The sequence below is a fragment of the Micromonospora sp. NPDC003241 genome (genome assembly GCF_053589795.1).
In genome coordinates this window covers 31701-44308 of record NZ_JBSFSO010000053.1, presented here as the reverse complement: position 1 = coordinate 44308, position 12608 = coordinate 31701, and the positions used below count along the sequence as shown (strand labels likewise).

Here is a 12608-nt window from a genome sequence, read left to right as displayed (position 1 = left end):
TGTGCTATTCACTTCCGCCCCAACGCCCAGTGGGGGTCGTTGCTTCCCCATCGGGGGGGGGTGGTTTTTTTTGTTGTCGCTGGAGCGACAACAAATCTCCCCACCTGACCCAGCACGCCGCAACGCTTCGCCGAGGCTCGGCAGCAGGTTGCGTTGGCACTACTCCCGGTGGCGGGCACAGCCACATGACGCGGCCCCGGCCGCACACCGCAGGCACGGCAGCCCGGTGGTGGGCACGGCCACACGACAAGCGGGCACGGCCAGACGACGACAGGCACGACCGCTCGGTGCGGGCGCGGCCACGGCAGCGGGCACGGCCGCACGACAGCCGGCGGGGTCGCATGGTGGCGGTTTCGGCCGCTGACCAGCGGGTATGCGGGCCGCCCACGCGACTCGGCGGCACCTCGCGGCGTACCGCCACGACCTGCCACCGAAGACAGGAGTCGTCCCGGTGCCGACCTCTCCCGCAGGAACCAGGACCCACTGACGTGTGCGGCATCGGCGGAGAGGCACGGTTCGACGGCGCGACGCCGGACTCCGACGCGGTGGCCCGGATGAGTGCGGCGATGCGGTCCCGAGGGCCGGACGGCGACGGGCTGTGGAGCGACGACTGGGTGGCCCTCGGGCACCGACGGCTCACCATCATCGACCTCTCCGACGCCGGTGCCCAACCGATGGTCCGCGAGGACCTCGGGCTGGCACTGGTCTTCAACGGCTGCGTCTACAACTATCCTGAGCTGCGCGAAAAGCTCCGCGCCGCCGGGCACCACTTTCACTCCACAAGCGACACCGAGGTCATCCTCGTCGCGTACGCGCACTGGGGTGAGGCGTTCGTCGACCACCTGGTCGGCATGTTCGCCATCGGCCTGGTCGACCGGACACGGCGGCGGCTGGTCCTGGCCCGCGACCGCCTCGGCATCAAACCGCTCTATCTCACCGAGGCGCCGGGACGGCTACGGTTCGCCTCGACCCTGCCCGCGCTGCTGCGCGGAGGCGACGTCGACACCGCCATCGACCCGGTGGCCCTGCACCACTACCTCTCCTGGCACTCCATCGTCCCGGCACCTCGCACGGTGCTACGCGGCGTCCGCAAACTGCCACCGGCGACGCTGCGGGTCATCGAGGCGGACGGGCGCAGCCGCGAACGCGTCTACTGGCAGCCCGAGTACGCCCGCGACCCCGCCCACGCCGGCATGGACGCCCGGGACTGGCAGGCGGCCCTCGGCGGGGCGCTGCGCACCGCCGTACGTCGACGGCTGGTGGCCGACGTACCGGTCGGGGTGCTGCTCTCCGGCGGACTGGACTCCAGCCTCATCGTGGCGCTGCTCGCCGAGGCCGGGCAGGAGCAGTTGCGGACCTTCAGCATCGGGTTCGACAGCCGTGGCGGCGAGTCCGGCGACGAGTTCGGCTTCTCCGACCTGGTCGCCCGCACCTTCGACACCGACCACCAGCGGATCCGGCTCGCCGACGACGACCTGGTCCCGGCGGTACGCGCCACCGTCGCCGCGATGACCGAGCCGATGGGCAGCCACGACGTGGTCGCCTTCCACCTGCTGTCAGAGCAGGTGGCCCGGCACGTCAAGGTGGCCCAGTCGGGGCAGGGCGCCGACGAGGTGTTCGCCGGGTACGGCTACCACCAGCCGCTCGCCGAGGTGCCGCGCGACGGGGCCGTGGAGACGTTCGCGTCGGCGTTCTTCGACCGCGACCACGCCGAACTGTGTCGGGTGGTCTCCCCCGCGTACGCCTGCGACCACGACGCCAGCCGCGACCTGCTCCTCGCCGAGCTGGCCGCGCCCGGTGCGCAGACCGCGCTGGACGCCGTCCTGCGGTTGGACACCCACCGGATGCTGCCCGACGACCCGGTCAAGCGGGTCGACAGCATGAGCATGGCGTGGGGACTGGAGGTCCGCACCCCGTTCCTGGACCAGGACCTGGTGGCGCTGGCGTCGGCGTGCCCGCCGGAGCACAAGGTGGCCCAGGGCGGCAAGGGCGTGCTCAAGGAGGTCGCCCGAGAGGTGCTGCCCGCCGACGTGATCGACCGGCCCAAGGGCTACTTCCCGGTCCCCGCGCTGCGCAACGTGGACGGCGCGGTGCGGGACATGGTCGTCGACGCCCTGCGGGACCCGGCCGCCCGGCAGCGGGGCCTGTTCCGACCGGAGTACGTCGCGCACCTGCTCGACGACCCCGACGCCTCGCAGGCGGCGGCCGGCAGCAACAAACTCTGGCAGCTCGGTCTGCTCGAACTCTGGCTACAGACCCACGAGCTTCGCTGACCGGCGCGCCGGACCCCGTCAGCCGGTGGTGGTCTGGGCGGCGAGGTGGTGCAGCAACGCGGGGATGTCGCCGCCGGTGTCACCGAGCAGGTGCCGCTGCCGGGCGGCGCCCGTGCCGGTGCGACGCAGACGGTCGAGCTGTCGGCGCACGTAGTCGAGGTCGCCGTGGCCGGCCAACGCGGGGCTGACCGTGGTCAGCAGGTCGCCGACCAGGTCCCAGGCGGGCCGGGATCGGGTGGTACGCAGGTCGAGGAGGTCACCGTCGAGACCGTGGTGGGCGGCCCGCCAGTGGGCGGCGGCGACCAGGCAGCTACGCAGGCGGGGTGCGGGTGTGCCGTGCCGGATGTCGTCGACCATGGTGGCGACCAGGGCACGGACCAGCGCCGCGTGCAGCACGGTGTCGTCCACGCTCGGACAGACGTCACCGACCCGGATCTCGATCGTCGGGTAGTTCGCCGAGGGACGGGCGTACCAGTAGACCATCGCGGGATCGAGCATGATCCCGGCTTCCACGAGGTCGGCGACGGTGGCGTCGTACTCGGCGGCGGAGGCGAAGTAGGGGGTGGGCCCGAGGCTCGGCCAGCGTTCCAACTGCATGGAACGCCAGCTCGCGTGCCCGGTGTCGGACCCGTCGTGCAGGGGTGAATTGACCGTGGTGGCGTGGACGACCGGAAGCCACACCCGTAGGTGGTTGCCGACCTGGACGGCCAGTTCCCGGTCGGGCAGACCCACGTGCACGTGACAGCCGCAGACGGCGGGATCGTGCGCGACCGGGCCGAACCGGCGGGACATCGCGTGGTAGCGCGGTTCCTCCGGTACCGACCGGTGCTCCTCCCGCACCGGGGTGGCGCCCAGGGCGACCAGGCTGGCGCCGGCCGCGCGGGCGGCGTCGGCGGCGGCGCGGCGCAGCGTCAGCAGGTGCTCCCGCAGCTCGGTCAGCTCGGTGCAGACCGGGGTGACCATCTCCACCATGCTGTGCCGGAACTCCTGCCGGCTCTGCCGACGGGCGTCAGCGGGCAACGCGGCCCGCACCTGCTCGGCCACCGGCAGGCTCTCCCCGGTCGCCGGGTCCAGCAGCAGGAACTCCTCCTCGACCCCCAACGTCAGGGGCGGGGCCACCGCGAACTCCGGCGCCGACACCCCGTGGTCACCCATCCTCGACGTCCCATCCGCCGTTGGCGGCGATGCTCGCCGCCCGGGACCCCGCTTTCCCGGGCACGACACCGGCAAACGACGTCCCGCCACCCTGCGCCACCCCGACACCGCTGGCACAGTCCTCGTTCGGCCGCGGGTCAGGCCGCGCAACACGGCACCGGCGCGACACTCGGCGCGACCGCGACCACCGCGAGGTAGGCACCGAAGATCCAGAGCGGGATGCTGACGAGGTCGAACGCGGCGTCGTTGCCGACCGTTGCGCCGCCGGTGCCGTTCTCGACGCGGCGGCGACGGGCCAGCCACAGCACCACTCCGCCGTACAGCCCGGTCACGCACATGCTGATCATCGCGGCCCTTGCCGACACGTCGGCCTGCTGCGCCTCCAGCGTGCCGGTGACGACCGCCAACCCGATCCCGGCCACGTTGTTCACCACGTGCAACGCGATGGCGGCCTCCAGCCCACCGGTCCGGATCGTCACGACCGCCGTCACCGCGCCGAAGAACACCAGGTCGGCCATGCCCCAGCCGGTCCCCCAGCCGTGGGCCAGCCCGAACAGCACCGACGACACCGCGATCCCCGGCCAGGGCGACCGGATCCAGGACCCGAACGCCTGGATCAGCCAGCCCCGGAACAGGTACTCCTCACCGGCCGCCTGCAACGGCACCAGCAGCACCACGACGGCCAGGCCGGCGGCGACCCGCTCCCACCCGGCCCCGTTGCTCTGCGGGCCCTCACCGGGCAGCAGACTCAGCGCCCCGAGATGAACCACCAAAGCCGGTACGGCGATCAGGAGACACGTCGCCAGCCACCGCCATCGCAACCGGCCCACCACCGACGACACCGTCCCGGCCGGGCGACGCTGCACCCACCGGGCGGCCAGCAACGTCAGCGGAATCAGCAGCCCCAGCGCGACCATGCTGAGGGCCAACTCGCCCTCCGGACCGCCGTCCAGCAGGAAGTCCTCCGGGCCGTCCAAAAGCCACACCACGAAGCTGGCGGCCCCGAACCCGCCCATCAGCACCACCGGCAACCCCACCATGATCAGCACGGTGCCGAGCAGGGGCCGCCACCAGCGGTGCCGGTCGGTACGGGCGAGCCGGTGATACGGGACCGGGGCGAGCGCCGGAGTGGGGCTGTCCGACTCGGAGAGCGTGATCGTCATGCGCTACAGCCTGTCCGGACGCGCCCTCCGGATCGTCTGTCGTCTGCATGAACCCCGACTGCGACTTTCGTAGGAATTCGCGCCCGTGCCAGGTCCGTCGTGCCACCGACAGGGGCTACGGGTACGGCCCCGCTCAGGCGGTCAGCACGTGCTCCACAAGGTCCGGACAGTGGGTCTTCCAGTTGAGCGCCGACCCCTTCCGCATGAGATCCAGGTTGAGCCGGCGGGCCGCCCGGACGACCTGTGGTCGGGCCAATGCGTCGCAGGCGGCAGGCACCGACGTGAACCGCAACCCGAGTACGCCGGGACGGATCCGATAGTGCGCTCGGGCGGCCCGCATCGACCGCAGCCGCCACCGGGTACGCAGGTCCGACCGCGCCACCGTCTCGTCGACGTTCACGCAGATCTCCAGGTCCTGCGGGAAGCGCCTGTCGTGGCAGACGTAGAGCGTCTCCAGTGCGTACACGGAGAGGGTCAGCAGACGCGGATAGCTGCCCGCACCGGTGGACGGCAGCGCACTCAGCGACCAGTAGCTCAACTCCGTCAACTCCGGAGCGGGCATCGTCCGCCGGAGATAGGTGCCGACCAACCGGGCCAGCTCGGCGGTGAAGCGCGGGTCGGCACGCAGCCGGTCGAACCGGAGGCGGGTACGGCGGCGCAGGACCGGATCGTCCGGCCGGTCGTCGAGGCGTACCCGGTGGGGCTGGTCGTCGCTCAGCCAGGATCGCTGCCGCTCGGGAGGTATCAGAGCGTCCAGGTCGCTGACGCCGGTCCGCCCGGTGGTGTGCACGACGTTGCGCAGATGCACACCGGCACCCTCACGGGCACGGATCTGTCGACGCTCCACATCGTCCAGTCGGTCGTGCGGCACCCGCTGGAAGGCGATCTCGACGATGTCGGGCCAGGTCTTCCGGTGCGCGCCGAACCTCGACACCACGTCGACGGCCTGCCCCACATACCGCTCGCCGTCGGCGAAGGTCAGCTCGTACACCCCGCACCGGCCGGCGGCCCTCGATACCAGGTGCGCGATCGAGTTGAGCCCCTCTACCCTCAGCCGGTCCACCGATTCATCCACGCGGAACGATAACAAGGCTGGAATCCATCGCCGCCGCGTCCGTCGCCGTCGCGCTGGCCACCGCCCCCCGCCGCCTCGGCGGCAACCTCTCGCTGCTGGCCCCTGCGTCACCTGATCGCAGGGCTGAGATCAGGCTACCGGGACCACTCCTGCGCCGGGGTCAACGGGACGGGCGCGGGGCGTGCCACCGTCGTCGTCAGCTCGACTCGCCGGCCCTCGGCGGCCGACCGGAGCAGGGCCGTCATGACGTCCAGGACGTGCAGCGCCACCGCACCGCTGGCCCGGGGCGGACGCGCCTCGTCGGCCCCGACGAGGTCGATCAGGCCGACCCCTCGGGAGGCGGCGACGTAACCGGCCCCCGGTTCGAGAACGCGCCACCCGGGACCGCCGAGCGCCAGATGCCGGACCTCGCCGTCGAAGTTGTTCGGATCGGGTACGGCGAGGGTGCCGCTCTCCCCCTGCACCTCGATCGGCGCGGCCGTCGTCGCGACACCATCGAAACTGGTGGTGAGGGTGGACAGGGCGCCGTCCGCGTGTTCCAGCACCCCGCTCACGTGGGTCGGCACCTCGACCGGGATGCGCTGCCCGACACGGGGGCCCGAGCCGATGGTCCGGGTATCCCGCAGCCGACTCGCCGCCCCGATCACCGCACGTACCGGCCCGAGCAGGTGGACCAGCGCCGAGACGTAGTACGGCCCCATGTCCAGCAACGGGCCTCCGCCCGGGGCGTAGTAGAAGTCGGGGTCGGGATGCCACCGCTCGTGACCCGGGGTGACCATGACGGCCGACGCGGACAGCGGGCGGCCGATCAAGCCACCGTCGATCGCCGCGCGAGCGGTCTGCGTACCGGTGCCGAGCACGGTGTCCGGCGCGCAACCCACGCGGACGCCGGCCGACGCCGCCCGGTCGATGAGTGACCGGGCCTCCGGAAACGTGACGGTGAGCGGCTTCTCGACGTAGACGTTCCTGCCGGCGTCGATCGCCGCGCCCGAGATCTCGGCGTGCGCCGCCGGGATCGTCAGGTTCAGCACCGTCGCCACCTCGGGGTGGTGGAGCAGCCGCTGGACACTCACCGCCTCGGCCCCGGGAACCGTCGCGGCGGCAGCGGCGGCCCGGGCCGCGTCCAGGTCGGCCACCGCGACGACGCGGACCCGGGGATGCTGGGCGAGCGTGTTCAGGTACGCGCGGGAGATGACCCCGAGACCGACGATGCCGACGCCGTGCGGGTCGCCCACAGCATTCCCCTCTCGATGACGGTACGGACGCTCGGGTGCTCCAGCACGTCGAGGCTGTGTCCCGGAGTCGTCACGACGATCCGCCCGGCTCCCCAGGTGCGGGTCCAGATCGCCGGCGAGGTGACCGGCCGGTGCCACGGATGCCACGCCCGAGTCGGGTGGGTGGTGGTGGCCAGGACGTCGATCAGGTCGTCGTGCAGCACCCAGTACTGCTCGGTGACCAGGTCGAAGTCCTCGATCCCGGCGGTGATCGGATGCTCCCGGCCGAGGTCGGTGATCGTGACCGAGTGCGGCAGGAAGCTGTCCTTCTCTCCGCCGCTCCGGTCACACGGCTCGATTCCGGGGTGGACGGCGAACTGGCCGCCCACCAGGTGCAGGTAGTCCGAGGAGGCCCGGAACGAGTCGACGATGCCGCCGTGCCAGCCCGTGAACCCCGTACCGTCGACGACCGCCGCCGCCAGACCCGCCACCTGCTCCCCGGTGATCTGCGACATCGTCACGCACTGCACGATCAGGTCGGTGGCGGCCAGTTCGTCGGCGTCGGCGTAGACCTCCGTCGACTCCTCCACCCGTACCGCGTATCCGCTGCGTTCGAGGAACGGGACGAAAAGCTCCGTCGCCTCGACCGGCCGGTGCCCCTCCCACCCGCCCCGGACCACGAGGGCTCTCCGCCGCACCACACCCGCTCCTCCCCCGACCCGTCGCCCCGGACCACTTCGCCCGGGCCGACGCCCGCACCGTGACGACCATCGATAACCGTACCGGGCTACGCCGTCACGAGTCGCGTGGACGTCTGCCGTCGACCGGTGTGCCGTCGCGCAGGTGGGTGTCGGCGATGAGGACGGCCAGGTCCGCGTCGACGTGTTCGTACCAGGTGTCGTCGGGATACACGACGACGAGCGGGCCGAGGTTGCAGGGGAACAGGCAGCCGGTCGCGGTGACCAGGACGTCGTCGTCGCCGAGGCCGTTCGCCTTGAGGCGGCTACCGAGGGCGGCGGCGACCTGACTGGCGCCGTACGCGGTGCAGCGCGGCCCACGGCACACCAGCACGTGGCGGCGGTGTCGGGTGATCTGCGACCAGGCCGGGCTGCGGAACGGTCCGGGGTTGCCGTCGAGCGTGGTGTGTTCGCCGGTGACGGCGTCGCTGACCGCCGTGACCAGCGCCGGCTGTTGCGCCAGCGGCGGGGCGAGCAGGACGCGTACCTGCCGGTCCCGGGTGGCGCGCCAGTGGGCGACCGCGCGGCGCAGCCAGGTGTCGAGGTACCGGTCGGGCGGTAGGTGCACGGCCACGAGCAGGACTTCGCCATGCTCCGGGACGGCGTCGAGGGCGGTGTGCAGAGACGGCTCGGCGCCGTCGAGGAAACAGGCCCGCACCGGTACGCCCATGGCCTCGGCGACCGTCGCGGCGAGGCGGTGGATCGCGTCGTGGCCGCCGTGGTGGGTCGCCCCACGCGAGACGAGCAGGACGTTCATGCCGCCGGTGCCCGGTAGGTGATGAGCGGGCGTCCATCGTGCACGGTGACGTCGGCGTCCACGGCGTACACGTCGGCGAGCAGCGCGGGCGTCAGCACGTCTGCAGGCGGTCCGGAGGCGACGACCCGGCCGTGGTGCAGCACCACCACGAGGTCACAGAACATGGCGGCCAGGTTGAGGTCGTGCAGTGCGGCGAGAGTGGTGACGGCGCTGCGACGGACCAGGCCCAGCAGTTGGAGCTGGTGGCCGATGTCGAGGTGGTTGGTGGGCTCGTCGAGCAGCAGCAGTTGCGGTTCCTGGGCCAGGGCCCGGGCGAGCTGGACCCGTTGGCGTTCCCCGCCGGAGAGCGTCTGCCAGCGGCGGTGGGCGTACCCGGTCATGTCGACGCGGTCGAGCGCGTCGGCGGCGGCGGCCCGGTCGGTGTCGGTGTCCGACCAGCGGGAACGGCGGTGCGGAGTACGGCCGAGCAACACCACGTCGAGGGCGGTCAGATCGAGGTCGGTCTCGGCGTACTGGGCGAGCAGGGCCATCCGCCGCGCCACGGTGGCACGCGGCAGCCCGGCCACGTCGTCGCCCGCGACGGTCACGGTCCCGGATCGGGGGGTGATCAACCCGGCGACGACCCGCAGCAGGGTGGTCTTGCCGGACCCGTTGGGGCCGAGCAGTCCGACCAGGGTGCCGCGCGGCGCCGAGCAGGTGACGCCGTCGAGGAGTCGCGCGGCCGGCACCGACCACGAGACGTCGTGGATGTCCAGCATCAGGTGTTCCGGTCCCCTCGGCGCAGCAGTAGCACGAACGCGGGCACCCCGAGTAGGGCGGTCAGCACGCCCACCGGTAGCTCACGGGGGTCGAACAGGGTCCTGGCCGCGGTGTCCACCCAGATCAGGAAGATCGCTCCGGCGAGGACGACGACCGGCAGCAGCCTGCGGTGGTCGGGTCCGGTGAACCGCCGCACGGCGTGCGGCAGGATCAGGCCGACGAACCCGATCGCGCCGCTTATCGAGACCAGCACGGCGGTCAGCAGCGCCGTGGTGACCAGCAGCAGCCACCGGACCCGCCGGACGTCCACGCCGAGGGCGGCGGCGGCCTCCTCACCGAACGCGAACGCGTTGAGCGCGCGGGCAAACCGGAGGATCACGGCGAACCCCACCGCGAGCAGCGGCGTCGCCCACGCCAGTGCGGTCCAGCCGACGCGGGCGAGCGAGCCGGACAGCCAGAAGGTGATGGTCTGGGTCGCGTGCGGGTGGGCCGCCCAGATGATCACGAACGTCGTCAACGCGGCGCACAGCTGCGCGACGGCGACCCCGGCCAGCACCACCCGGGTCGGTCGCAGCACCGCACGCCGACCGGCGGCGGCGACCACGACGGCGAACGCGGCGAGCGCCCCCACGAACGCGCCCCCGGTGAGCGCCGCGGCACCCGCGCCGAGGCCCAGGACCAGGACGGCCACGGCACCCAGCGACGCCCCCGAGGAGACACCCAACAGGTACGGGTCGGCGAGCGGATTGCGGGTGACGGTCTGCATGACCGCCCCGCAGGCGGCGAGGCCGGCCCCGACCACGGCGGCGCCCAGCACCCTCGGCAGCCGCAGTTCCCACACGATGTGGTCGCGTAGCAGCGGCACGTCGGCGCTCGTCAGGCCGAGATGATTGGTGATCACCAGCCACACGGTGCCCAGCGACAGATCTGCCGGCCCCACCGTCACGGCCGCCGCCACCGACAACACCAGGCCGACCGCGAGTACGACCACCACGGCCACCATGCGCACCGCTCGGACCGGCTTCGCCGGAGTCTGCGCCGGCCGGGTGGTGACGGTGGTCAGCTGCTCGCCCCGCCGACGCCCCGGGCCAGTGCCTCCACGGCGAGTACGTTCCGCACACCGGCCGAGGTGGAGGAGAAAGCCAGGGTGACGTACCGCTTGCCCTTGACGGCGGGCAGGTCCTTGAGCGCCGGGTGCTTCTCGAGGAACGCCTGCTTGTCGGCGGCGGTGTCCCAGCTCGCGTCGACGAGCACGATGACGTCCGGGTTGCGCTCGACGACCGCCTCCCAGTTGGTGTCGGCCCAACTGCCGGTCAGGTCGTCGAAGATGTTGGTGACCCCGGCCGCAGACATGATCATGGCTGGGCCGCCGCAGCAGGCGCCGGCGCTGGGCGCGTCGTTGCCGCCGTCCCACCACAGCACCCGCGTACCCTTCGCATCCGCCGACACGTCCGCGATGCGCTGCTTCTGGTCGGCGATCAGCGTCTCGGCCCGCTCCGCGACGCCGAAGATCGCGGCGATCTCCCGGATCTCGGCGAACACGTCGTCGATCGCCAGCTTCGCCGGTCGCGTCTCCTTCGGACAACCGGCGGCGGAGACGTACGTGCCCACGCCGAGCTTCTGCCACTCGGCACGGTCACCGGCCCCCTCGTCGCCGAACGCGCTCGCGAAGGAGCCGTAGACGAAGTCGGGCTCAAGTTCGAGCAACTTCTCCTTCGACGGGTACTCCTTGGCCAACACCGGCACCTTCGCGTACGCGGCGGCGTACTCGGGCAGCACCTGGTCGTCGAGGTAGGCGGTGCCGGCCATCCGGTCCTCCAGGCCGAGCGCCAGCATGATCTCGGTGGCGGGCTGGTTCATCGTGACCGCCCGCGCCGGAGGGCTCGGGACCGTGACCGGTATGCCGCAGTTGGTGACCGATACAGGCCCGGCGGCGGACGCCGTGGCAGCCGGATCACTGTCGCCGGTCGTGGCGCAGCCACCCACCAGGACGAGTACGACGGAGAGCGGCGCGGCAACGCGCCAGGACGCAGGGAACCGCATAGCGGGACCACCTTCCAGCACCTCGTGGACGGGTCGTACAGGTGCCGTGGCCGGTCTCCTGGCTGACGGGTGGTGCGCTGGCGACCGGCCTTCCCAGGCATACGCCCAGTGACCTTGCGGTGGCCTCCAGCATCCCGATCACAGTGGCGAGGGCCGCACCGGTCTCACACCGGCTTCCCGAGCACCACGGCGAAGTCACCCTAACCAAAGCAGGCAGCACCGTCAGTGGCCTAGATCATGGCGAGAGTCCACGTCGGCCCAGTGTGCCCGCTCACCCGAGGTGCCGTCGGACCAGCCAGACGCAGCACGCTCCTGCTGTTCTGCACTGCCGTAACGGCCCCGATCGCGGCAGACGAAGCACATAGACGCACTGCCTCCGCAGACGCCTAGCGCACTTGACTGGGGGTCAAGGGGTCGTCGGTTCGAATCCGGCCGTCCCGACGCAGGTCAGAAGGCTGACCCGGATATCGGGTCGGCCCTTTTCGGCGTTCTGGGGACCACACCGGTCAAGTGCGCCACTCGGTAGCCCTCCTTGACCGCTGATCAAGTCTCAAGTGTCCAGCCGGGATGACTTCCGAATCATTTGCTCTGGATCAAGGCGGCCCGGGCCAAGGTCGTTCGGTTGGTGAGGCGCTCCACCTTGTCCCCGTCCGGGGATGCTGGACGGCCTGGCGACTGCTCGACGAGGAGATCCGCTTCTAGGTACCGGTAGCCGTACAGCTACGGCTAGCTTGGCCAGCCGATCGAATCGAGGAACTCCTCGACGGCGACTACGACCCGGCCGAGGACTGCGATCGATTCGGTAAGCGGGCCGGGTACGTACATGCCGTGATCCGCACCCTCCACCTCCAGCACGTGGGGTGACAGCCGGCGGGCCAGGTCGCTGTCCCAAACTTTGTCGGCAGTGCCACCCACGAGCAGGAAGGGCGCGTTCGAAAGGCGCAACGCATCAGCGACCCATGGCAGGGTGAGCAAGGGCGTGAGCCACACGGCGGGCAAAGCTCTTTCGGCGGCAATCTTTGCCGCATTCGTGCCGAGCGACTTGCCGATCAGCAGTGGGCGGCCGCGGAGAGTGTCGATCAGTGGAGTGATCTCAGCAGTGACCCAGCCCTCGATTTCCGGCTGATCGAACTTCGGAAACTCCTGGGACCACGAGTACCGATGCACCGTTGCGCCTCGCTGTTCCGCTACATCGCCGGCATACATCAGCAGGGGAGCACTCGGTCCGAACCTACCGCCGGGAATCACGACAGCGTCAGTCACGCGGACGACCATACCTAGTGCTTTGACCACGAAGGTTCGCGGTGTTGGGGTCAGGCTGCCTGATCATGCGGATCGTGTTTATGACGTGTGTGGACGTGCGGCGAATCGTCCTGGGGGTCAAGGGGTGTCGTCGGTTCGAATCCGGCCGTCCCGACGCAGGTCACAGGTG

11 protein-coding genes and 1 riboswitch are annotated in these 12608 nt (G+C 71.3%); of the genes, 1 reads left to right on the top strand and 10 read right to left on the bottom strand.

The features are described from left to right. The first annotated feature begins 488 nt into the window (after nucleotides 1–488). Nucleotides 489–2273: an N-acetylglutaminylglutamine amidotransferase gene (locus ACWDVW_RS28655; RefSeq protein ID WP_449954941.1), complete on the top strand. Its 1785-nt coding sequence runs from the start codon at nucleotides 489–491 to the stop codon at nucleotides 2271–2273. A gap of 18 nt (nucleotides 2274–2291) precedes the next feature. On the opposite strand, the gene ACWDVW_RS28650 is transcribed toward ACWDVW_RS28655, so the two are convergent. The 10 genes from ACWDVW_RS28650 to ACWDVW_RS28605 form a co-directional block, all read right to left on the bottom strand. Beyond that, the gene (locus ACWDVW_RS28650; RefSeq protein ID WP_449954938.1) at nucleotides 2292–3428 is read right to left on the bottom strand and encodes a carboxylate-amine ligase; all 1137 of its coding nucleotides are present in this window, start codon (nucleotides 3426–3428) and stop codon (nucleotides 2292–2294) included. A gap of 137 nt (nucleotides 3429–3565) precedes the next feature. After that, the gene (locus ACWDVW_RS28645; RefSeq protein ID WP_449954934.1) at nucleotides 3566–4591 is read right to left on the bottom strand and encodes a CPBP family intramembrane glutamic endopeptidase; all 1026 of its coding nucleotides are present in this window, start codon (nucleotides 4589–4591) and stop codon (nucleotides 3566–3568) included. Nucleotides 4592–4724: 133 nt separating this feature from the next. Next, nucleotides 4725–5654 carry a GIY-YIG nuclease family protein gene (locus ACWDVW_RS28640; RefSeq protein ID WP_449954931.1) on the bottom strand — a complete coding sequence of 310 codons (930 nt, stop codon included), beginning with the start codon at nucleotides 5652–5654 and terminating at the stop codon, nucleotides 4725–4727. 146 nt (nucleotides 5655–5800) lie between these two features. Further along, on the bottom strand, nucleotides 5801–6901 hold the full coding sequence (locus tag ACWDVW_RS28635) for a Gfo/Idh/MocA family protein (RefSeq protein ID WP_449954928.1): 1101 nt from the start codon (nucleotides 6899–6901) through the stop codon (nucleotides 5801–5803). Then, entirely contained in the window at nucleotides 6841–7581 is a 741-nt protein-coding gene (locus ACWDVW_RS28630; RefSeq protein WP_449954925.1) for a ThuA domain-containing protein, read from the bottom strand. The genes ACWDVW_RS28635 and ACWDVW_RS28630 overlap by 61 nt, the downstream gene beginning before the upstream one ends. A 94-nt stretch (nucleotides 7582–7675) precedes the next feature. After that, nucleotides 7676–8374 (bottom strand): CbiX/SirB N-terminal domain-containing protein, encoded by a 699-nt coding sequence (locus tag ACWDVW_RS28625; RefSeq protein ID WP_449954922.1) that lies wholly within the window; start codon nucleotides 8372–8374, stop codon nucleotides 7676–7678. After that, nucleotides 8371–9132 (bottom strand): ABC transporter ATP-binding protein, encoded by a 762-nt coding sequence (locus tag ACWDVW_RS28620; RefSeq protein ID WP_449954919.1) that lies wholly within the window; start codon nucleotides 9130–9132, stop codon nucleotides 8371–8373. The genes ACWDVW_RS28625 and ACWDVW_RS28620 overlap by 4 nt, the downstream gene beginning before the upstream one ends. Further along, nucleotides 9132–10136, bottom strand: coding sequence for an iron chelate uptake ABC transporter family permease subunit (locus tag ACWDVW_RS28615; protein ID WP_449954955.1), 1005 nt, complete (start codon nucleotides 10134–10136; stop codon nucleotides 9132–9134). Before ACWDVW_RS28615 ends, ACWDVW_RS28620 begins: the two co-directional genes overlap by 1 nt. A gap of 56 nt (nucleotides 10137–10192) precedes the next feature. Beyond that, entirely contained in the window at nucleotides 10193–11176 is a 984-nt protein-coding gene (locus tag ACWDVW_RS28610) for an ABC transporter substrate-binding protein (protein ID WP_449954916.1), read from the bottom strand. Nucleotides 11177–11207: 31 nt separating this feature from the next. Continuing rightward, nucleotides 11208–11400: riboswitch (cobalamin riboswitch) on the bottom strand. 502 nt (nucleotides 11401–11902) lie between these two features. Next, nucleotides 11903–12439 carry an alpha/beta hydrolase gene (locus ACWDVW_RS28605; RefSeq protein WP_449954914.1) on the bottom strand — a complete coding sequence of 179 codons (537 nt, stop codon included), beginning with the start codon at nucleotides 12437–12439 and terminating at the stop codon, nucleotides 11903–11905. Nucleotides 12440–12608: the final 169 nt, after the last annotated feature.